This is a genomic window from Nocardia sp. NBC_01503 (genome assembly GCF_036327755.1).
Classification (GTDB): domain Bacteria; phylum Actinomycetota; class Actinomycetes; order Mycobacteriales; family Mycobacteriaceae; genus Nocardia.
In genome coordinates this window covers 2,630,460-2,651,738 of the sequence record NZ_CP109596.1, presented here as the reverse complement: position 1 = coordinate 2,651,738, position 21,279 = coordinate 2,630,460, and the positions used below count along the sequence as shown (strand labels likewise).

At 66.9% G+C, this 21,279-nt stretch carries 16 protein-coding genes; 10 read left to right on the top strand and 6 right to left on the bottom strand.

What is annotated here, in order from left to right; genetic code table 11:
- The first annotated feature begins 94 nt into the window (after positions 1-94).
- Positions 95-2,464 carry a lysylphosphatidylglycerol synthase transmembrane domain-containing protein gene (locus OHB26_RS11890; RefSeq protein ID WP_330184236.1) on the top strand — a complete coding sequence of 790 codons (2,370 nt, stop codon included), beginning with the start codon at positions 95-97 and terminating at the stop codon, positions 2,462-2,464.
- Positions 2,465-2,501: 37 nt separating this feature from the next.
- On the opposite strand, the gene fadD5 is transcribed toward OHB26_RS11890, so the two are convergent.
- Complete coding sequence (fadD5, locus tag OHB26_RS11885; protein WP_330184235.1) at positions 2,502-4,061, bottom strand: fatty-acid--CoA ligase FadD5; 1,560 nt, start codon at positions 4,059-4,061, stop codon at positions 2,502-2,504.
- Between the two features lie 283 nt (positions 4,062-4,344).
- Here fadD5 and OHB26_RS11880 point away from each other — a divergent pair, with 283 nt between their 5' ends.
- The 4 genes from OHB26_RS11880 (at position 4,345) to OHB26_RS11865 (ending at position 9,767) form a co-directional block, all read left to right on the top strand.
- The gene (locus tag OHB26_RS11880; protein WP_330184234.1) at positions 4,345-5,316 is read left to right on the top strand and encodes an NAD(P)H-dependent flavin oxidoreductase; all 972 of its coding nucleotides are present in this window, start codon (positions 4,345-4,347) and stop codon (positions 5,314-5,316) included.
- Positions 5,317-5,552: 236 nt separating this feature from the next.
- Entirely contained in the window at positions 5,553-5,726 is a 174-nt protein-coding gene (locus OHB26_RS11875; protein ID WP_330184233.1) for a type II toxin-antitoxin system VapB family antitoxin, read from the top strand.
- 228 nt (positions 5,727-5,954) lie between these two features.
- Positions 5,955-8,615, top strand: a complete 2,661-nt coding sequence (locus OHB26_RS11870) for an acyltransferase domain-containing protein (RefSeq protein WP_330184232.1) — start codon at positions 5,955-5,957, stop codon at positions 8,613-8,615.
- 30 nt (positions 8,616-8,645) lie between these two features.
- Complete coding sequence (locus OHB26_RS11865; protein ID WP_330184231.1) at positions 8,646-9,767, top strand: cation:proton antiporter; 1,122 nt, start codon at positions 8,646-8,648, stop codon at positions 9,765-9,767.
- On the opposite strand, the gene OHB26_RS11860 is transcribed toward OHB26_RS11865, so the two are convergent.
- The 3 genes from OHB26_RS11860 to OHB26_RS11850 form a co-directional block, all read right to left on the bottom strand.
- On the bottom strand, positions 9,764-10,156 hold the full coding sequence (locus OHB26_RS11860; RefSeq protein WP_330184230.1) for an RNA-binding S4 domain-containing protein: 393 nt from the start codon (positions 10,154-10,156) through the stop codon (positions 9,764-9,766). The genes OHB26_RS11865 and OHB26_RS11860 overlap by 4 nt on opposite strands.
- Positions 10,157-10,177: 21 nt before the next feature.
- Positions 10,178-10,765, bottom strand: a complete 588-nt coding sequence (locus OHB26_RS11855) for a C40 family peptidase (protein ID WP_330185597.1) — start codon at positions 10,763-10,765, stop codon at positions 10,178-10,180.
- Positions 10,766-11,110: 345 nt separating this feature from the next.
- Positions 11,111-11,362: a hypothetical protein gene (locus OHB26_RS11850; RefSeq protein ID WP_330184229.1), complete on the bottom strand. Its 252-nt coding sequence runs from the start codon at positions 11,360-11,362 to the stop codon at positions 11,111-11,113.
- Positions 11,363-11,572: 210 nt separating this feature from the next.
- Here OHB26_RS11850 and OHB26_RS11845 point away from each other — a divergent pair, with 210 nt between their 5' ends.
- The 5 genes from OHB26_RS11845 to OHB26_RS11825 all read left to right on the top strand — a co-directional run bounded on the left by OHB26_RS11845 (position 11,573) and on the right by OHB26_RS11825 (position 18,086).
- Entirely contained in the window at positions 11,573-12,757 is a 1,185-nt protein-coding gene (locus OHB26_RS11845) for an AAA family ATPase (RefSeq protein WP_330184228.1), read from the top strand.
- A gap of 182 nt (positions 12,758-12,939) precedes the next feature.
- Complete coding sequence (locus tag OHB26_RS11840) at positions 12,940-14,895, top strand: acyl-CoA dehydrogenase family protein (protein ID WP_330184227.1); 1,956 nt, start codon at positions 12,940-12,942, stop codon at positions 14,893-14,895.
- A 271-nt stretch (positions 14,896-15,166) separates the two neighbouring features.
- Positions 15,167-16,159 (top strand): alpha/beta fold hydrolase, encoded by a 993-nt coding sequence (locus OHB26_RS11835; protein WP_330184226.1) that lies wholly within the window; start codon positions 15,167-15,169, stop codon positions 16,157-16,159.
- A 136-nt stretch (positions 16,160-16,295) separates the two neighbouring features.
- Positions 16,296-16,583: a hypothetical protein gene (locus tag OHB26_RS11830; protein WP_330184225.1), complete on the top strand. Its 288-nt coding sequence runs from the start codon at positions 16,296-16,298 to the stop codon at positions 16,581-16,583.
- Positions 16,584-16,655: 72 nt separating this feature from the next.
- Complete coding sequence (locus OHB26_RS11825) at positions 16,656-18,086, top strand: wax ester/triacylglycerol synthase family O-acyltransferase (protein ID WP_330184224.1); 1,431 nt, start codon at positions 16,656-16,658, stop codon at positions 18,084-18,086.
- Here OHB26_RS11825 and OHB26_RS11820 read toward each other — a convergent pair.
- Both OHB26_RS11820 and OHB26_RS11815 read right to left on the bottom strand, forming a co-directional pair.
- Positions 18,075-19,088, bottom strand: a complete 1,014-nt coding sequence (locus OHB26_RS11820; protein WP_330184223.1) for an alpha/beta hydrolase — start codon at positions 19,086-19,088, stop codon at positions 18,075-18,077. The two genes, OHB26_RS11825 and OHB26_RS11820, sit on opposite strands and share 12 nt — an antisense overlap.
- Positions 19,089-19,802: 714 nt before the next feature.
- Positions 19,803-21,182 (bottom strand): acetyl-CoA acetyltransferase, encoded by a 1,380-nt coding sequence (locus OHB26_RS11815; protein ID WP_330185596.1) that lies wholly within the window; start codon positions 21,180-21,182, stop codon positions 19,803-19,805.
- Positions 21,183-21,279: the final 97 nt, after the last annotated feature.

Here is a 21,279-nt window from a genome sequence, read left to right as displayed (position 1 = left end):
GTTGGAAAGTCGGCTTGCCCCCCGACCGCACGGCCCACCCCGAGCCGACCATGGGACCGCAGTCGTTCCCACGATCCGAAAGCGCCCATAGGACATGCGAGTCGACGGACGGGAAGTTCCTGTCTCCGGCAGCCTGCTGCAGCCCAGGATCCGCCGGACCAGCGACATACTGCGGGTCGTGCTGTCGGCGGTCTTCACGGCCGTCGTCATCACCGGCTCACTCATCACCCGGCCGCAGTGGGAAAACCTGGAGAGTTCGGTCTCCGGCATCGTCGGCTTCCTGACGCCGGAGCAGTCCAATCTGGTGTACATCCTGTACGGCATCGCGATTCTGGCGCTACCGTTCGCGATTCTGGTCCGCCTGATCTGGGGACGGCAGTGGAAACTGCTGGGCGGCTTCCTGTCCGCCGGTCTGATCGCGCTGTTGCTCTTCTCCATCACCGGTACCGGGTTCAGCGCACCGCGCTGGCATCTGTCCGAGCCGGAGCAGGTCAATACCTTCCTGTCGCAGTTCTTGGACGATCCGAGATGGATCGCCATGCTGGCGGCGACCCTCACGGTGGCGAGCCCGTGGCTGCCGCCGCGCTGGCGGCGCTGGTGGTGGACGCTGCTGCTGGCCTTCGTCCCCATCCACCTGGTGGTCTCGCTGGTGGTGCCCGCGCGCGCCCTGCTCGGGCTCGCGGTGGGCTGGCTGGTGGGCGCGGTCATCGTGCTGGTGGTCGGCACACCCGCGCTGGAGGTACCGCTGGACGCGGCCGTCCGGGTGCTGGCGCGCCGCGGTTTTCAGGTGACGGCCTTCCAGGTGGTGCGCCCGGCCGGGCGTGGACCGCTGGTGCTCTCGGCCAAGACCGAGGCCGATCCGCTGACCGTGGAGATGTACGGGCAGAACCAGCGCAGCCGCAGCGCGCTGCGACAGTTGCGGCGCTGGTTGACGATTCGGCCCGGCGAGTATCCGACCCTGTTCGCCTCCATGCGGCGTGCGGTCGAGCATCGCGCGCTCATGGGTATCGCCATCGGGGATCTCGGGCTGGGTAGTAACCGGCCGCTGACCGTCGCCGCGCTGGACCGCGGCTGGATGATGTACGCGCACACCGAACCTCGCGGGGTGCCGTTCGCGGCCGAGCACGGCGAGAAGATGCTGGTCAAGGTGTGGCAGGCGCTGCACACCCTGCACGAGGGGCAGATCTCGCACGGTGATCTGCGCGCCGAGGATATTCGGATCCTGGATGGCGAGGTGCGCTTCGGCGGCTTCATGATGTCCGAGTTCGGCACCTACGATGTGCGCTTCCAATCCGATGTGGCGCAGCTGCTGTTCACCTCGGCGGCGCTGTTCGGACCGGAGACCGCGGTGCGCACCGCACTGGAGTTGATGGGTCCGCAGCATGTACTGAGCGCCTCGCGGCGGCTCACCAAAACCGCTATCCCGGAACAGGTCCGCAAGTCGGTGCCCGATGCCGGGAATCTCATGAAGGCCACCCGCGACGAGGTGGCGGCGCAGACCGATCAGGACAAGATCGAGGCCGCGCGGATCACCCGGTTCTCCCGGAATCAGATCATCCAACTGGTGCTGTTGATCGGCCTGGTGTACGTGGCATACCCGTATATCAGTGCCGCGCCGGGCTTCTTCTCCGAACTGCAGCAGGCGAATTGGTGGTGGGCGGCGCTGGGCCTGGCCGTCTCGGCGCTGACCTACCTCGGGGCGGCAATGGCGTTGTGGGCCTGCGCCTCCGAGGAGGTCAACTTCCGCAATCTGCTGTTCATGCAGGTCGCCAATACCTTCGCCGCGACCACCACCCCGGCGGGTGTGGGCGGTCTGGCGCTGAGCGTGCGCTTCCTCCAGAAGAGCGGACTGGGAGCGGTGCGAGCCACCGCGGCGGTCGCACTACAGCAGACCATCCAGGTGGTCACCCACCTGGTGCTGCTGGTGTTCTTCAGTGTGGCAGCGGGCGTTTCGACGAACCTGTCTCATTTCGTCCCGAGCGCGACCGTGCTCTACTTCGTCGCGGGCGCACTGCTCGGCCTCCTCGGCGTAACCATGTTCGTCCCCAAGATTCGGGGCTGGCTGGTGCACGAAGTCCGCCCGCAATTGGCGGATGTGCTTGCGCAACTGAAGGATCTGGCGCGACGACCGGGCCGCCTGGCCATGATCGTCGGTGGCTGTGCCACCACCACCCTCGGCATGGCCCTGGCCCTCTGGGCGAGTATCGAAGCCTTCGGCGGCAGTACGACTTTCGTCACGGTCACCATCGTCACCATGATCGGCGGCACCCTGGCCTCCGCGGCCCCCACCCCCGGCGGCGTGGGCGCGGTCGAAGCCGCGCTGATCGGTGGTCTCGCGGCCTTCGGAGTGGCGGCGACCATAGCGGTCCCCGCCGTCCTCCTCTACCGAGTCCTGACCTGCTGGCTCCCGGTCTTCTGCGGCTGGCCCATCATGCGCTGGCTCACCTCGAACGACATGATCTAGAACGACCCTCGTAGCTCTCCGGGGCTTCGGCCCCCGACTACTTGCGGAGTTCGACCTTGAGGACCTTGCCGCTGGCGTTGCGGGGGAGTTCGGGGACGATGACGAGGTCCTTGGGGTGTTTGTAGCGGGCCAGGGATTCGTTGAGGAAGGGTTCGAGTTCCTCGAGGGTGAGGGCGTCGACGCCTTCGACGAGTGCGACCACCGCTACGGGGACTTCGCCCCACTTCTCGTGGGCGCGGCCGATTACCGCGGCCTCGTGGATCTTCGGGTGGGCGAACAGGACGTTCTCGACTTCGGCGCAGTAGATGTTCTCGCCGCCGGAGATGATCATGTCCTTTTTGCGGTCGACCACGTAGATGAAGCCCTCGTCGTCGACGCGCACCAGATCGCCGGAGTGGAACCAGCCGCCGTGGAAGGCTTCGGCGGTGGCCTCGGGCCGGTTCCAGTAGCCCTGCATCATGGTGGGGCCGCGGTAGACGATTTCGCCGATTTCGCCGGGGGCGACGTCGTTCATTTCGTCGTCGACGATGCGGGCCTGGATGGTGGGGATGGGTTTGCCGACCGATCCGATCTTGCGCAGCGCGTCCTTACCGTCGAGAACGCAGGTGATGGGCGACATTTCGGTCTGGCCGAAGACGGCCACGTTGAAGGCTTCCGGGAAGCAGTCGGCCATGGCTCGCAGCACGGTGTCGGAGGCGGGGGCCGCGCCCCAGCACAGTGAGCGCAGCGCGAGCTTGCGCTCCTTGACGGTCGGTTCCTCACAGATGAGCTGCCACTGCACCGGGACGCAGAAGGCGGTGGTGGCCTGTTCCGCTTCGATGGCATCGAGGTATTCGGTGGCGTTGAACGCGCCGAGCGGATGCAGTACCGTCTTGCCGCCGAGCATGAAATACGGTGTGAGACTGCCCAATCCGGCGATGTGGAACAGCGGTGAGGTACAGAACCCGATGGATACGGGGGTGATCTCCATGGCACGGATACAGGTGAGCGCCTGCGCGTTCAGATTCGCGTACGAGAGCACCGCGCCCTTGGGGCTACCGGTGGTGCCCGAGGTGTACATGATCAGCGCGGGCGTCTCCTCCGGGATATCCAGCGGCGCATGGGGTTCGCCCGCCTCGGCGAGCACCTCCGCATAGCCGAGCACGCCGTCGCCGGATTTGCCGTTGATCACCACGACGGTGTCGAGCCCGGCCGCCTGCCCGGCGACACCGACCGCCAGGGGTTGCAGCAGCGAGTCGGTGACGATGGCCTTCGCGCCGGAGTCGCTGACGATATAGGCGACCTCCGGCGGGGTGAGTCGGAAGTTCACCGGCACCGCGATGGCCCCGAGCGCATTGATGCCCATGACGGCCTCGATGTACGCGGTGTAGTTCAGGGCGAGGATGAGCACGCGATCGCCGAACCCGACCCCGCGACGGGCGAGCGCGTCGGCGAACTTCTCCGAACGCTCGTGCAGCTGACTCCACGTGGTGTCCACGCCCTTGAACCGGAAGGCGACGCTGTCGGGTCGCATGGCCGCATGCGTGGCGACCTGGTTGACCCAGTGATTGCGCCTGGACCGGATCGGCTCGTCGAGCGGCCGGAGACCTGTGGTCATGCTGTGTCCTTCCGTCTGGTCGCTCGTGAGAATAGCAACTAACTTATTGGCGTGACAAGGGTTACAGAGAAGGTTCCAGCCCATGCTTATCATTGATTCAATCAGCAGTTCAGAGCATATAAACTGCTCTTGATGGTACTCAATCCGGTGCGAGGTTATCCCCAGGCACGCGCCCCGACCGCCGCCAAACGTGCAAACTCCGACTCACATCAGGGTTGAAGGCCCATATGCAACTATGCGAGTATCAAAGCCAGTTGTGAGAGGCTACGAGAGGACTGCGCCGATGCTGCGTACCAGGTTCACCGAGACCTTCGGGGTAGAGCACCCGATCGTGCAGGGCGGCATGATGTGGGTCGGCCGCGCCGAACTCGCCGCCGCCGTGTCCGAGGCGGGCGGCCTCGGCATCATCACCGCGCTCACCCAGCCCACCCCGGAGGATCTCCTGAAGGAGATCGAGAAGGCGCGCACCCTCACCGATAAGCCGTTCGGCGTGAATGTGACGATCCTGCCGTCGATCAACCCGCCGCCGTATCAGGAGTACATGCAGGCGATCATCGACTCGGGCGTGAAGATCGTCGAGACCGCGGGCTCCAATCCCGAACCCTTCCTGCCGTACTACAAGGCCGCCGGAATCAAGGTGCTGCACAAGTGCACCAGCGTTCGGCACGCGCTCAAGGCCCAGAAGATCGGCGTCGACGGCGTCTCCATCGACGGGTTCGAGTGCGCGGGCCACCCGGGTGAGGACGATGTCCCCGGCCTGATCCTGATCCCCGCCGCCACCAAGGCGCTGGATATTCCGGTCATCGCCTCGGGCGGTATCGCCGATGCGCGCGGTCTGGTCGCGGCGCTGGCGCTGGGCGCGGACGGCGTCAATATGGGTACCCGCTTCATGTGCACGCAGGAGTCGGCCATCCACCAGAGCGTGAAGGAGCAGATCGTCGCCAATACCGAGCGCGCGACGCAGCTCATCTTCCGCACCATGCACAACACCGCGCGCGTGGCGGATAACGAGATCAGCCGCAAGGTCGTCGAAATCGAGAAGGCCGGCGGCAAATTCGAGGATGTGCGCGATCTGGTCGCCGGTGCGCGCGGTCGCCGTGTCTTCGAAGAGGGCGATCTGGATGCGGGTATTTGGTCCGCCGGACAGGTCCAGGGCCTGATCGACGACATCCCGACCTGCGCAGACCTGGTCTCCCGCATGGTTTCCGAGGCCGAGGAACTCATCCGGGGCCGCCTGGGCGGCATGCTGAACTGACGCGACTACTGATTTCGTGCGGGCCGGGTAACTCCTGGGGTACCCCCAAAACTCGGCCCACACCTGACCGCGCTACGCGAATGGGACTTTCTCGGCTCTTAATTGGGCGCTGAAGTCGCGGAGAGGCGGTATGGCGCCCTTGGCAATTCTTGCCAAGGGCTCTGGTCATTTCGGGTATCAAGCGCCCCGCGATAGGTCATGCTTTAACGACAGTCCGACGTGGCGGAGGTGCCGAAATGGCAATCACTCGTATCTATCTCGACGATGACGCGCTGCGGCGGACGATGACAATTTCGGGCGTTCACACCGAACAGGACGCGGTGAACCTAGCGCTCCGATTCTTCAGCATGCATGCCACGGCGGCCGATCTGGAGCACCCGATCCACACCCGCACGGCGAACGCCTCATAGTCGGACGCGGCGAGTACCCCGATGCCCTCCCGGCATCGGGGCGCACTCATGTTCCGATGCCGCGCGCCCCGACCCACCTGCGCGAAAGCTATTCTGGGCGAGGCGAAATCTTGACACAATCGCCCGGAGGTACCTCGGCGCACATGTCGCCGGACGCGGGAGGGATTTCCTGTGCGGCAGAGTACGAAGGCATCGAACGATCCAACCCCGTTTCCGGGGGTGTCGATCGTGGGTGTCGGCTGTCGAGTCACGGGTACCGCCTTCGACAACGACTGGTTCGCTCTGCCCGAGGCCGAGGCCACCGCACTCGACCCGCGTCAGCGTGTCACCCTCGAACTCGCCGTCGAGGCATTGGACGACTCCGGTCTGGGGTACCTGTGCCCCGGCTCGCGCGCGGCCGTAGTGCTCGGCACCGCAACGATATTCGGGCCGGGCGGTACGGTGAATATCGCGCATCAGCTCTCCCGCACACTGGATCTGCACGGGCCCAGCCTGCTGGTCGCCAGCGACCGCGGTGCGCCGCTGGTGGCGGTGGATACGGCCGTCCGCCTGCTCGCCGACGAGTCGGTGCCGTTCGTCATCGCGGGTGGTGCGGACCTGACGCTGCTTCCGGACAATGCACTCCCCCAGGACATTTCGGGCATAAGCATTCCCGGGACGGGTCATGCCACCGTCCTTATCCTGCAGCGCACCCGGGATGCGCACCGCGCCGGTAGTCGCCGCTACGCGGACTTCACCGCCGCCGGACTCGGCTACCCGCACTCCGGTGACCCGCACGCCCGAATCGTCCTGCAGAGCCCCGGCGAGGGCGCGAAAACCACCGCTGTACAACAGCACCCGGGACTCCGCGATGCCGAACCGCCACTGCTGATCCCGCTCTCGGCACGCGATCTCGATGCCCTGCACGCCCTGTCACGGCAGTACGCGGCCGCCGTCGGCTCCTACCCCACCCTGCGCGATTTCGCCGCCGCCACCGCCCGTCTCCTCCCCGACCGCACCCGCGCCGCCATACTGGCCGTCGATACCGCCACCGCCGCAACTCAATTCCGCGCCCTGGCCGAGCATCTCACCGCCATGGCCGGAGTCTCGCCCGCCCGCACCTCTGCCGAACGGCGGCGCGACGCCCGCGCCGAGGCGGCGAACGGCACTGCGGTGGACGGCAACTCCTGCGGTGCGAGGTGGCGATTCGTCGGATCGGCATCGTCCGCCTCGGCGCGGACACCCGAAATCGGGGAAACCATCGGTGTTTCCGAACCGGTGGACCGCGGCGGAGTGCTGTTCCTGTTCTCGGGCGGTGGTGGGCACCCGCGCATGGGACGCGCGCTGGCGGCGCGATATCCGGTATTCGCCGCGGCCGTGGCCGAGGCGGCCGATGCGGTGGTGGAGGCGGGCGGACCCCGAGTGTGGACGCCGCGCAACGGATTCGCCGCCGGTGCGGCCGGTGCGGAATTCGCCCAGCCCGCGCTCTTCGCCTTCCAGCTGGGGCTGGCCGAACTGCTGGCGTGGTGGGGCGTGCGCGCGAATGCCGTTGCCGGACACGGGGTCGGGGAGATCGCCGCGGCGGTGACAGGCGGGGCGATCACCCTGGCCGAGGGGGCGCGCATCGTGGTGGCGCGCGGACGCCTGCTCGCCAAGCCGGGCGATGACGGGGCCGCCGCGGTCCTGGAGGCCACCCCCGCCGAGGTCCGGCGCCTGATCGAACCCATGCGCGCCTCGGTCGGGGTGGCGGCGATCGACGGCCCGAATTCGATCACGGTCTCCGGCGATGCGCGCTATATCGACGCCCTGGTGCGCCGCGCCCACCGCCGGGCGATCTTCGCCCAGCGCATCACCCCCGACGCCGCGGCGGCGGGCATGATCGCCGTACCGCATGCCCCACGCGCACAAGCCATCGCGCCACAACTGGTGACGGAGCTGGGCGAGGTTCGCACCCTCCGCGCGGAGCTGCCGATCTTCTCGACCACCCGCGCGGGTCTGGTCATCGGCGCGCTTCCCGTCGACCTCCCCACAGCCGGTACTCGACTCGGGGCCGGGAAACCGACTACCGAAGATGTTGCGGCACAGGCAGATTCGACCGCTCCCGCGCGGACGCCCGGTCGTCACGGGAACGGCTCCGGTTCGCGAGCGACACCGCCGAGCATGGACGCCGAGTATTGGGGCGCGAACGCCGCCGGACCGGTCGAACTCGGTGCGGCGCTGGAACACGCGGCGGCGGCGGGAATTTCGACGGTGGTCGAGGTGGGACCGCACGGTGTGCTGACGCCGGTGGTGCGCGAGCGGGTGGCGTTCCGGGAATCCGCCTATGCGGCCGGTTCGCGGGTGGATGAGGCGGCGGGCCTGCTGCGCGCGCTCGGGCGCTTGTATCTGGAAGGGCGGCAGGTGGATTGGGCGGCGCTGGGCGCGTCGACCCTCGCACCACCGGAGCGGCGCTGGGCGCGTCGGGTATCGGTGCGGGGGGTGGGGGTGGCCATGCCCGAGGTGCGCATCCGGGTGGAGGGCACCTATGTGGTGGCGGGCGGGCTCGGGGATTCGGGCGCGCTGGTGGTGCGCTGGCTGCTGGACTCCGGAGCCCGCGATGTGGTCGTGCTGACCCGGGTGCCGCGGGCGCTGCCGGAACCCCTGGCGGGCATGGAGGAGTGGATCGTGGTGGTGCGCTGCGATGCGTCGGATCGCAGCGATCTGGCTGCGGCGCTACAGGATATCCGCGAGTGCGGGGCGGCGATCCGCGGTGTGGTGCACGCCGGTCGCGAGCTGGACCGGACGGTGGCCGCGCATCTGGTCGAGTTGACCGCCGCCGATCCCACCGACTTCACCATCGGCTTCTCGGGCGTCGGCTGGCAGCCGCTGTCCCGCGTGTCGGGAGGGTGCGCGCCGGTCACCCGGGAATGATGACCGAATGTCTGAGATCGCGTCGCTGCGGTGAGTTTCGAACTGCTGTCGCTCATCGTCCTGCTCGGATTGACCGGGCCGATACTGGCGTGGCGGCCGCAATGGCGGATTCCGGTCATTGTCGGTGAGCTGCTGGCCGGAATCCTGTTCGGCAGCACCGGGTTCGGCGTGCTGGATCCCTCGGATCCGACCTTCACCTTTCTCGCCGATATCGGGTTCGCGGTGGTCATGTTCGTGGCGGGAACCCATGTGCCCATGCGGGATTCGACCATTCGGTCGGCGCTGGGCCGCGGGGCGATGCGGGCGGTGCCGGTGGGCGGGCTGGCCGTGCTCATCGGGGAGGGTGTGGCGGCGGTCTTCGATACCGGGCACGGCCTGCTGTACGCGGTGTTGATCGCCTCCTCGTCGGCGGCGCTGGTTTTGCCGATCATCGATTCGCAGGGCTTGACCGGAGCGGCGGTGCTGGAGTTGACCGCTCAGGTCGCCATCGCCGATGCGGCGTGTGTGGTGGCGCTGCCGCTGGTGATCGATCCCGGGAATGCCGGACGGGCGGCGCTGGGTGCGCTGGCGGTGTCGGCGGTCGCGGTGGTGCTGTACCTCGGGTTGAAGTATCTGGGTGACTCCGGACTACGGCATCGCTTCCACAAGGTGTCCGAGCAGCGCGGGTTCGCACTCGAGCTGCGCGTGAGCCTGGTGCTGTTGTTCGCGCTGTGCGCACTGGCCACCAAGACGCACGTCTCCATCATGCTGGCGGGGTTCGCGCTGGGGCTGGTGGTATCGGCGATCGGCGAACCGCGCCGGGTTGCCAAGCAGCTCTTCGCCATCGGTGACGGGTTTCTGGCGCCGCTGTTCTTCGTCTGGTTGGGCGCACGCCTGAACCTGCGCGAGTTCGGCGACCATCCGTGGCTCATCCTGCTCGGCCTGGCGCTGGGCGCGGCGGCGGTGCTGGCGCATGTGGCCATGCGGTTCACCGGTCAGCCGATGGCGTTCGGGGTGCTCGCGTCGGCGCAGATCGGGGTGCCGGTCGCCGCGGTCACGGTCGGCACCCAACTGCGTGTGCTGGAACCCGGGGAACCGGCCGCGCTCATGCTGGGGGCGTTGGTGACGGTGCTGGCGACGGCCTTGGCCGCGAATCGCGCGGCGGCCCGCTAGTTCTCACGGCCGAGCAGTCGATCCGTTTCGCGCCGTTCGCGTTTGGTGGGGCGACCGGTGCCGCGATCCCGCTGCGGCAGGGTGGCGACCACGAGCGGATCGGGCGGGGGCGGGCTCTTGTCGATCATGCACTGCACGGCCACTGCCGCGCCCACGCGTTTGGTGAGCAGCCGCTGCACGATGACGATGCGCTCGGCACCGGCGATCCGAACCCGGATCTCGTCACCGTGTTTGAGCGGATGCGCGGCCTTCACGGCGACACCGTTCACGCGCACATGTCCGGCGCGGCAGGCGGTGGCCGCCGCGGATCTGGTCTTGAACAGACGAACGGCCCAGATCCAAGAATCAACTCGGGCCTGGGCCGGTTCGCTCGGAAGAGCTGACGTCACGAGCTACACGATACGTATGGCTTATGCGTTGATGCGGCGCGCGGTGACAACCATGTCGGGGCGCAGGTTCGTGTAGGAGACGGGGGTGCCGGTCTGGACCGCGTTCAGCAGTTTGCCGTCACCGGCGTACATGCCGACATGTCCGCCGCCATTGGTGACGACGATATCGCCGGGCTGCAGGTCCTCGAAGGCGACGGGCGCGCCGACGTGCGACTGCTCGAAGCTGGTGCGCGGCAGTTCGACTCCGGCCTGCTTGTAGGCCCACTGCACCAGACCGGAGCAGTCGAAGCTGAACGGGCCGGTGGCGCCCCAGGAGTACTGCGCGCCGACCTTGGTCTTCGCGGCCTCCAGAGCGATCTGCGAGGGGCCGTTCTGCTTCTGCGGGAACAGCTCCGGAAGCTGGAAACCATTGGCGCCGGGGGACGGGTTCACGCCGACCTGCGGAATGCCGTTGGACTGGAAGTCCTTGACCGCCTGGTTGAACTGCTGCACCTGAGGTGCGAAATCGTCCGGCACATCGAACTTTCCGATACCCGGAATGTCGACGCTGGCGGCCTGGGCGGTAATCGCCGGGAACGCGCCGGTTGTCGTTGCTGCCATAGCGCCCATGACGATGGCGCCCTTCACGGAATTCGGTACCCGAGATTCCCGCTGCATGCTGTGCTTACCCACCGAGCCGCACTCTCCGATCTTGCTTACATCCCGATTCGCTGACGAACGTTTCTGTGGTTCGTCGCCGACTAGCCGGTAACGCCGCGGGCCGCCTCTCCGATGAAGCGACAGACTCCGCTAAGTCACGAAGAGATTACGACTGCCAGCCCGTGTTGTCCACCCCACACGCGGCGCGTTGCGTGTCGAGTCGCAAATCCCCCGGCAGATACACGAATTCGGCTTCGCCGCGTCGGATCACGGGAAGATATACGCGATCGAAATGCCCGTTACCTTTTCGCAAACTCAACTGCGCGCCCGCGCCGCTCGCTCGAGTTCGGCGATGCGACGCCGGGCGTCGGCGAGTTCGACCTCGAGCTGACCCAGGGCCATGACGAGTGGGCCCACCGCGAGATCGGCGACCAATTGCGGATCGTCATAACCGCGTTCGATGGCCACCAGGATGTTGTCGCGAATGCGAGCGGCCACCACCGCCTCGGCGGGTACGTTCCAGGACTCGACCACCTCGGCGACGGTGGACGGGGCTTCCTCCGACATGAACCCTCCTGCCTGGACAGCTGCGAATCAGCCATAAGGGTAGCGAGGGCGCAAGCGCGACAAGGGGTGCGAAGCGAACACCCGCTCCCGACGAAACGGACAGCCGGTCGTGTCGACCGCCGACAAGCCCGTGCGTACCCATCCATTGCTCTGTCTAGGGGCTTCTCTAGATGCCCGGATAATCCCGAACTTTGGCGCTACGGTCGTCGCGTGGACCCGGTCAGAAACCCGTACGCCCCCGGTGCCGGACAGCGCCCACCCGAACTCGCGGGCCGCGATCGGCAGTTGGACGCCTTCGATATCGTGCTCGAGCGCATTGCCCGCGCCCGCCCCGAACGCAGCGTCATGCTCACCGGGTTGCGCGGGGTCGGGAAAACGGTGCTGCTCAATCAGCTTCGCTCGGCCGCGCGCAGCCGCGGCTGGGGTACCGGCAAACTCGAGGCACGCCCGGATCAGGAGCTGCGGCGCCCGCTCTCCTCGGCCCTGCACATGGCGGTGCGGTCGATAGCGGTATCGCATCGCAATCCGGAGCAGGTCGACGATTTCCTGGGAATTCTCAAGGCCTTCGCCCTGCGCTCCACCGCCGACAAGGGTATGCGCGAGCGCTGGAACCCGGGTATCGATGTGCCCGCTGTGACCGGCCGGGCCGACTCCGGGGATATCGAGATCGATCTGGTCGAATTGCTTTTGGAGGCAGCGCAACTCGCCCGCGACATCGGTGTGGGCATCGCGCTGTTCATCGACGAGATGCAGGATCTGGGTCCGCAGGACATCTCCGCCATCTGCGGGGCCTGCCACGAATTGAGCCAGGACGCAGCACCTTTGATCGTCGTCGGTGCGGGCCTGCCGCATCTGCCCGCGGTGCTCTCGGCCTCGAAGTCATACTCCGAGCGGCTGTTCTCCTATCACCGCATCGACCGCCTCGATCGCGAATCCGCCGACCAGGCGCTGATGGCTCCGGCCGGGCGCGAGGATGTGAAGTACAGCGAGGCCGCACTGGACGCCCTCTACGAAAAGGCGGACGGCTACCCGTATTTCGTGCAGGCGTACGGCAAGGCGACCTGGGACGCGGCCGCGCAGAGCCCGATCAGCGAGGAGGATGTGGCGGTGGCCGCACCGCACGCCGAGGAGGAGCTGGCGGTCGGATTCTTCGGCTCGCGATACGAGCGGGCGACCCCCGCCGAGCGCGAATACATGCGCGCCATGGCCGATCTCGCCGGCGATGACGGACCCGTCTCCACCGCGGCCGTCGCCCGCGAACTCGATCGCAAACCGGCGTCCCTGTCCCCCGCGCGCGACGGTCTCATCAAGAAGGGGCTCATCTACTCGGCAGAGCGCGGAACAATCGGTTTCACGGTGCCGCATTTCGGCAGATATTTGCGCGGAGTTCAGTAGCACCCCGCCCCGAATTCTCCCGCTGCCCGCTGCCACGAGGGCAGCGGGCAGGAGAGCTGGAGAGTAGCTGGTTTCCAAGATCATTGTCTGACAAGGCTTTTTGATCTCAGCTGACGACTACCGGTGGGTAACAAAGGCTCCTACACTCGAATGTGATTCCGATCACCTCCGAGGAGGACGCTATGGCGACCACAGCGAAAGTCGACGCCACCGAAGAGCAGGCCCGGGCACTCGTCGAAGAATCCCGCGAAACCGACTGGGCCAAACCCTCTTTCGCGAAGGAGATGTTCCTCGGCCGCTTCCGCCTCGACCTGATCCATCCGTTCCCCAAGCCGGGGCCACAGGATCAGGCCAAGATGGATCTCTACCTCACCCGCCTCGAAGCCTTCTGCGACACGATCGACGGTCAGCGCATCGAGGCCGAGGGCCGCATTCCGGACGAATACGTGCGCGGGCTCGCCGAACTCGGCTGCTTCGGCCTCAAGATTCCGGAGTCGTACGGCGGCGTCGGCCTCACCCAGGTCGGTTACAACCGCGCGCTCATGCTGGTCGGCTCCGCACACGCGAGTTTGGGCGTACTGCTCTCGGCGCATCAATCCATCGGCGTTCCGGAGCCGCTCAAACTGGCGGGCACCGAGGAGCAGAAGCGAGAGTTCCTGCCGCGCTGTGCCAGAGGCGCGGTGAGCGCCTTCCTGCTCACCGAACCCGATGTCGGCTCCGATCCGGCGCGCATGGCCTCCACCGCCACACCCACCGAGGACGGCGAGGCGTACGACATCAACGGTGTGAAGCTGTGGACCACCAATGGCGTGGTCGCCGAACTCCTGGTGGTGATGGCGCGGGTGCCCAAGAGCGAGGGGCATCGCGGTGGCATCTCCGCCTTCATCGTGGAGGCGGACAGCCCGGGAATCACCGTGGAGCGCCGTAATTCGTTCATGGGTCTGCGGGGTATCGAGAACGGCGTCACCCGTATGCACAATGTGCGCGTCCCCAAACGCAATCTGGTCGGCCGCGAGGGCGACGGTCTCAAGATCGCGCTGACCACGTTGAACGCGGGCCGCCTGGCGATTCCGGCCATGTGCACGGCGGCGGCGAAGTGGTCGCTCAAGATCGGCCGCGAGTGGAGCGCCACCCGCGTGCAGTGGGGTCGTCCGGTCGGTGAGCACGCGGCGGTGGGCGCGAAGTTGTCCTTCATCGCCGCAACGACTTTCGCGCTGGAGGCGGTGCTGGATCTCTCGGCGACCATGTGCGACGAGAACCGCAATGACATTCGGATCGAGGCCGCGCTGGCCAAACTGTGGGCCTCGGAGATGGCCTGCACCATCGCGGACGAGCTGGTGCAGATTCGCGGCGGTCGCGGTTATGAGACGGCGGCGTCGCTGGCCGCGCGTGGCGAACGTGCCGTCGGCGCCGAGCAATTGGTGCGAGATCTGCGTATCAATCGCATCTTCGAGGGTTCCAGCGAGATCATGCGCCTGTTGATCGCCCGTGAGATGGCCGATGCGCATATGGCGGCGGCGGGCGCACTGGTCGATCGCAATGCCGAGCTCAAGGACAAGGCCAAGGCCGCGGTCGGTGCGAGCGGTTTCTATGCCAAGTGGTTCCCGCAGTTGACGGTCGGCACCGGCACGGTTCCGGCCACCTTCGGCGAATTCGGCCCGCTGGCAAGGCATATGCGGTTCGTGGAGCGGATGTCGCGCAAGCAGGCACGGGCGCTCATGTACGGAATGGCGCGCTGGCAGGCGAAATTGGAGTACAAGCAGGGCTTCCTGGGTCGCATCGTGGATATCGGCGCGGAGCTGTTCGCCATGTCCGCCGCGTGCGTGAGGGCCCAATCCCTGCGTGTGGCAGGCGATCCCGACGGGGTGGCGGCCGAGGAGCTCGCCGAGGTGTTCTGCCGGCAGTCCCGTATCCGGGTGCAGAAGTTGTTCGAATCCCTGTGGGACAACACCGATGACGCCGATACCGAGCTGACGCGCGGCATTCTGGATGGGCGCTACCGGTTCCTGGAGGGTGGTGCGCTGGATCCCAGCGAGGGCACCGGGCCGTGGATCTCCGAATGGCAGTTCGGGGCGTCGACGGAGCAGAACCTGCTGCGACCGTTCCTGCCCTCGACCAAGGCGGCGGCTACCTCATAGCCGTGGCGAGGTGAATCTGCCCTTTTCTAGTGATTGCGCTAGAGAAGGGCAGATTTCCATGCAGAGCACTTCGCGGCCATTGCGAGGGCTATCTACAGCCATCTATCGAAATGGCTAGATAGCTGTAGATATAGCTGTGGACAGCCGACCGTCCCACATAGATCACCGGCGTCAGTTGGACAACTTGTCCATAACACCGGGTGTGAACTGCTAACAGAGCGGCAATATCCATCGACAACCGGGCAAAAGGCGAACTCTCCAGGAGCACGTCATGTCCACTCGCTCACGCGCAGCAGACCACGACGGACACCACCTCACCGTCACCGCGGAGGATGGCGTGCCCATCGCCGTCCGCGAATTCGGCCCCACCGACGCACCCCTGACCGTCGTCTTCATCCACGGCCACTGTCTGCGCACCGAATCCTGGGAGTTGTTGCGCGGGTACCTGCAACCTCATTGGCGCGAGCAGGCGCATCTGGTCTTCTACGACCATCGCGGACACGGCAATTCGGGGATGGCCGATCCGGCCACGTACACCATCGATCAGCTGGCGCTGGATCTGGACGCGGTGCTGCGGGCGGTCGCGCCAACGGGTCCGATTGTGCTGGTGGGTCATTCGATGGGGGCCATGACGATCCTGGCCTATGCCCGCCTGTTCCCCGAGACCATCGGCCCCCGCATCATCGGCGTCGGCCTGCTGGCGGGCGCGGCCAACAGCGTCACCCGGGTCGGCCTGGGCCGGCTGCTGAACGGTCCGGCGGTGCACTCGCTACGAGTGGCGGTGCGCCGGGCTCCGCGCGCCATGCAGGCCTCCAAGCACTTCACCCGGCACATCTTCGAGCCGATCATGCGCGAGGCCACCCTGGGCACCCGCAAGGTGAGTCCGCGGGTGCTGGCGGTGGCCACGGCCATGCTCAACGAGACCTCCCTGTTGACCATGGCCAGCTTCCTGGAGTCGCTCATGCGCTTCGACGAGACCGCCACCCTGCATCGACTGGGCACTATTCCGACGCTGGTGCTGGCCGGTTCGGCGGACATCGTGATCCCGTTCGCACATTCGGTGGTGCTGGCCTCGCAGCTGGACGATGTGGAGCTGGTGCGGTTGGACGGGGCCGGGCACAGCGTGATCATGGAGCGCGCCGAGGAGGTCGCGGGAGCCATTGCGGCCCTGGTGGATCGGGCGCTGACGGGGATGGCGAACCCGGGTGAGCGCCCCTGCGGACCGGAACCGGAGTGCGGTCCGGAGTTCGCCATCGCGGGCTGATCCGGGCACCGGAGCAGGTCGGGGACACGTCCCCGACCTGCGAATATTGCTCCGCGACGAGACGAACCGAGCATCTTCACGTACTGTGTTGTAGATCATATTGTGTGGTCTGTCACACGGCTCGAGGAGGCTTTCGATGACACGCAGCGAGATTGCGGAACTCCGCTACACGGTCGGCCAGCTCCGGCAGTGCGTCAGCGCATTGCGTTCCCACTACGGGGAGACCGGTTCGGTACGCCGGTTGGAGAACGATTTGGAGCGGCTCGTCATCGACGCCGACGAGTTCGAGCAGGCCCCGCCGCCGGAGACCCCGCGGCAGAAGCAGGAGCCCATCTACGTCCCCGACGCCAAACATGACGAGGCGGCCTGGATGGGTGCGCAGGACGAGGGCCTGGGATTCCACTCTCGCCCCCGCACCAAGTAGAACCGCCCCGCAACCGATTCGGGGCAGCTAAGCTCCCGCCCGGGACATCGAAGTCCCAGGGCAGGAGTGTGTGTGAGCCCCGCAGTGCAGTTGACGGCGCGTGACGCCGTATTCGTCTATGACGAGTTCGAGCGGCACCCGTCGAATATCGTCGCGGTCTACGCCTTCGACGCGACCGCGTCCGGAGCCGTCGCGCCCGACGCCGCGAATGTAATCCCCTGGGTCCGTGCGCGTCTCGGCCATTTCCGGCTCTTCCAACGGCGATTGGCCCGGGTGCCCTGGGATCTGGATCTGCCGTACTGGGTGCACGATTCGGATTTCGATATCGACCGGCACGTCCGGCTGGAACCGCATCGGGATTGGGCCGCGGCGCGACCGCGTATCGCCGAGATCGCCGCCACCCGAATGGATCTCAATCGGCCACCGTGGCGGATTCACATTTTCGATCGGGTGACGGGTTATCCGGGAGCGCCCGGCGCGGTGACGCTGGTACTGCTCGGATTCCATCACAGCGCGGGCGACGGTATGGCGACCCGCGAGCTCGAACTTCGGCTGTTCGACGGAGGTGAGCTTCCCGCGACGGACGCTCCGGCCGTTACCCGGGAGTGGTCGCCACGCCGGGCCTTCGCTAAGGCCGCGGCCGTATTCCCCTATCGCATGGCACGTTTCGCGATCGGACTGCGGCGCACCCGGGCGACCGCGGCGCAGGCGCTCCCCGAACCATTGGCTCTGCGACCCGCCACCCGCTTCAACCGGCGCGTCGATCCGGTCTTCGGCTTCGATCTGCTGCGTCTGCCGATGGCGGAGGTACTGAAGACGAAAGCCGCTTCGGTGGAGCGGATTACGGTCAATGATCTGGTGCTGACCGTCGTCTCCGACGCGCTGGCCAGCTATCTGGAGGAACACGGCGAAACACCGGAGGGCTCGCTCGCGGCCATGGTGCCGCGCTCCATGCGCGGCCTCGCACACTGGAATTCGGCGAATCAGCTCACCCAGATGTCCATCGATCTGCACACCGATATCGCCGATCCGGTGGAGCGACTGCTCGCCATTCGCGATTCGGCGCGGCGGGAGAAGCAGCGCGGCGCGGATCCGGCGGTGCTGCGGCAGGCCGAGCGGGTGCAGACCTCCCCGGCCTGGCTGCTGCGATTGGCCGGATGGGGCCGCGCGCGTAGACAATTCGACGAGGTGGCCATGGTGCCGCTGTCGAACACCACCGTCAGCAATGTGCCGCCGGTGGCCGAGCGGCTGGAGTTCCTGGGCGCGCCCATGCTCAGCGCGTTCGGGGCGCTGCCCATCATGGATGGGGACGGTCTGCGGCATCTGATCAGCTCGCAGGGTGACGAGCTGATCATCAGCTTCAGCGCCGACACCACCATGCTGCCCGATACCGGGCACTACGCGGAGCTGCTGCTGCGCTCCTTCGAGCGGCTGCGGCAGGCCCTGGAAGCGCAGCGCGCACGGCTGGAATCACAACGGGTGCAGGACCTTTCACAGACCTAGCGCACCACTGAGCACCGGCCAGGACCGGTGCAGTTCGTCCTGCCAGTAGCCCCAGGAGTGGGTGCCCGACTCATCGAGGTTGTAGGTGATGTCGGTGCGTCCCAGGGCGCGGGTGCGCTCCTCGAGCCGGGTGGTGCAGTAGTGCGTCGCGGCCTCGATACCGCCGCCGAGCAGCATCTGATTGGCCAGGGTCTTGGTGTTCTGCCGTACGGTCGCATCGGCGAGGGTGTCGTGCGGGCCGGGCAGTCCGGTGCCACTGGAGATGTACATCGGGATATTCGGCAGTCGATCGGCATTGAGCAGTACATCGTGTTCGCGCCACCCCGGGCCGTCGAGCGGACCCCACATATTCTGCGCGCGCCCGGTGCCGAGGCTGATGACGAACGAGATGAACGATTGTCCCAGTGGATCACTCGTCATGGCGCAGCCGCTGTAGGCGGCGACGCCGCGATACAGCTCGGGCGCCTGGATGGCCAGGTCGAGCACGGAGGTGCCCGCCATGGAGATGCCCGCCAGCGCGTTCACGCCATCGGTGCCGAAGGCGCGGTCGATGACCGGCGGCAGCTCCCGGGTGAGGAAGGTGGCCCATTTGTTCCGGCCGTTGTTGCCGAGGAATTTGCCGAGGCCGGGGTCGTCCTGCTGCCAGTCGGTGTAGTAGCTGAACGCGCCCTCCATCGGGACGACGATATTCACGTGTTTGTCCGCGAAGAAACCGTTCAGATCGGTCTGCGCGACCCAACTCGCGGCGTCCTCACCACCACCCGCGCCATTGAGCAGGTACAGCGTTGGCGCCGGAGTCGAGGTGTCCTCGGGCCGCAGCACCTGTAGTGGGATCTCACGATCCATGGCCGGGGAGTAGACGTTGATCTGGATCAGCCGCCCCGCACCGGGCGCCTGCGAGATCAACCGGGCCGGAGTGGCCTGCGCCGGCGCCGCGGCGGGCGCGCACAGGGGCCACAGCAGGGCCGCGGTCAACAGCAGAGTCAACTGGAAGGTTCTCATGAAATCGCCTGTGCCCCTGCACCATCACCAAGGGGGCGCACCGCTGCGGCACGCCCCCGTAATCGATTGTCGAACTACTCGTCTACTGTTTACTTGCCCGCGGCGGGGGTGCCGCCGCTCAGCGTGATCAGCGCGTTCACGATGGTGGTGCCGACACTGCCGAGGCTGCCGCTGCCCTTACCGAGGACATCCCAGAGAGATCCCATGGTCTTGCTCCTTGCGTGCTTGTGGTGCTCGAGATGCAGGTGAATTGTCGAAATGGCTTGTTACTGGCCGCGGAATTTGGCCAGCGAGCCGAGGAAGGTGTCCAGCAGGCCGTCGCCCGCGACCGCGGAACCGAGAGCCGGGATAATGGAGCCGAGCAGATCACTCAACGAACCCATGGTGAATCTCCTTGTGCGCGTTAATCGTTGCCCCGTGCGAACGGCGCCTGCCCGCAAAGAGAAACGGCCACATTCACCAATGAACGTGACGCAGGCAACATAGCAAGCGACCACTTTATGATCAAGGCATATCGCCCAAATTTCTTCGACAAGCTCACGATCGATGAAGCAAACCTTCAGCAATTTCAATGGGTTCGGCTGAGCAGGACATGGGGGAATGACACCCCCGAAACCATTGGCTTCCGCTACCGTGCCCACCGTGCTAGCGGGGGCCGCGAATCACTTCCGTTCAGCAGCAATAATCGGCGTGTTGAACGGCGTGTCGCATGCGCTACCCGGCGCGATGCCGCCCGAACCGCCGGGGTGGACGAGCCCCATGGAAACGCGCGCCGCGCGGGGTCGGAGCGACCTGTTCGATATAGGCCGATTCGAAGACCGCGGCGAGCGCCTCGGATGGACCGGTGGGAATCGCGGCCACGCCGTAACCGCCTTCGCGGCGGGACAATTCGTGCAGCAGGGTGGTGACCATGCGCAGGCCCGCCGCACCGCCCGGATCGCCGAGAGCAATGGCAGCGCCGTGCACATTCAACCGCTCGGCGGCGTCGAATTCCCAGCCCTCGCGCTCCCAGAGCCGCGTCAGCGCGAGCACCTCCACGGCACTGGATTCGTCGATCTCCAGCAGATCCACCTCGTCCAGTCCGAAACCGCTGCGCGCCAGGGATTTACCGACCGCGATTCCGGTCGCGGGTACGGCGCTCTCCAATTCGCCGGTGGCCGCGGCCCAGCCGACCAGATAGCCCATCGGCTCCAAGCCCAGATCGACCAGGCGGTCCTGCGCCACCACCAGGCAGCCCGAGGCCGCCAGGGTTCGGGTGCTGCTGTTGCCGACGGTGGTCACACCGCCGGGCAGAAACGGTTCCAGCACCGCGAAGGCGCGCGGCGAGACATCATCACGCAGGCCCTCGTCCCGGTCGACCAGCTGCACCACACCGGAATTCGCGTCCTCGGGCACCGCGTTCACCACCACCGGCGCGGTCTCGGCGCCGAAGATGCCCTGCCGCCGCGCCCGCGCCGCCCGGCGGTGACTGGCGGCGGCGTAGTGGTCGGCCTCCGTCCGGGAGATGCCGTAGTGCTGGGCGAGCAGGTCGGCGTACTTGGATTCCCGTGGAGTGCGCAGGGATTCGGCCGCGGCCCAGACCGCGAGCTGTTCACCGGTGTCGACACCCATGAGATCACCGCGCGGCGGCAGGACACGCTGTGCGCCGTTGGGTCCGCCCGCCGGAGCGAACCCGCGCGGACCGGCGGGCAGCGGACCCGCGCCGAGCGGGCCCCGGCCGCGCGCCGGAGTCGAGGGTGCGGGACTTCCCAGCGCACCGGAGTGCGCTGGGGCGCTGGGGAATTCGGCGCCGAGCGCGAGCACGACGTCGGCGGAGCCGGTCTGCACCATCATGGCGGCGGTGATCAGGGCGCGCAGTCCCCCACCGGGTCCGGCGCCGATGGGGAATTCCCCTATGGTGGGCGGCAGCCCGGAGAGGGGGACCGCGGCCCGCACGGCGCGCTGATCCGGGACGGCGCTGACGAGTTGTTCGATGCGATACGGGTCGATTCCCGACCTGCCCACCACCGCGCTCAGCACCGTCGAGATCAACCGTTGCGGCGCAACTGCTGCCAGGGCTCCCCCCGGCAGGCCGACAGGTGTGCGCATCGGCATCACAATCGCGGCTCTCCTCATCAACCGGCTCCCTTCAAGCTCTGCACCGGCTCCCCTACTGGGGTCTAGCTCAGGGCAAGGTCACCACAGTGTTGTT

Bases quoted from the DNA above. Each gene is read 5' to 3' on its own strand.
- OHB26_RS11890 (WP_330184236.1), top strand. From the start codon at position 95: ATGCGAGTCGACGGACGGGAAGTTCCTGTCTCCGGCAGCCTGCTGCAG.
- fadD5 (WP_330184235.1), bottom strand. From the start codon at position 4,061: ATGACCACAGGTCTCCGGCCGCTCGACGAGCCGATCCGGTCCAGGCGC.
- OHB26_RS11880 (WP_330184234.1), top strand. From the start codon at position 4,345: ATGCTGCGTACCAGGTTCACCGAGACCTTCGGGGTAGAGCACCCGATC.
- OHB26_RS11875 (WP_330184233.1), top strand. From the start codon at position 5,553: ATGGCAATCACTCGTATCTATCTCGACGATGACGCGCTGCGGCGGACG.
- OHB26_RS11855 (WP_330185597.1), bottom strand. From the start codon at position 10,765: ATGGGCGCTATGGCAGCAACGACAACCGGCGCGTTCCCGGCGATTACC.
- OHB26_RS11850 (WP_330184229.1), bottom strand. From the start codon at position 11,362: ATGTCGGAGGAAGCCCCGTCCACCGTCGCCGAGGTGGTCGAGTCCTGG.
- OHB26_RS11840 (WP_330184227.1), top strand. From the start codon at position 12,940: ATGGCGACCACAGCGAAAGTCGACGCCACCGAAGAGCAGGCCCGGGCA.
- OHB26_RS11835 (WP_330184226.1), top strand. From the start codon at position 15,167: ATGTCCACTCGCTCACGCGCAGCAGACCACGACGGACACCACCTCACC.
- OHB26_RS11830 (WP_330184225.1), top strand. From the start codon at position 16,296: ATGACACGCAGCGAGATTGCGGAACTCCGCTACACGGTCGGCCAGCTC.
- OHB26_RS11820 (WP_330184223.1), bottom strand. From the start codon at position 19,088: ATGAGAACCTTCCAGTTGACTCTGCTGTTGACCGCGGCCCTGCTGTGG.
- OHB26_RS11815 (WP_330185596.1), bottom strand. From the start codon at position 21,182: ATGCCGATGCGCACACCTGTCGGCCTGCCGGGGGGAGCCCTGGCAGCA.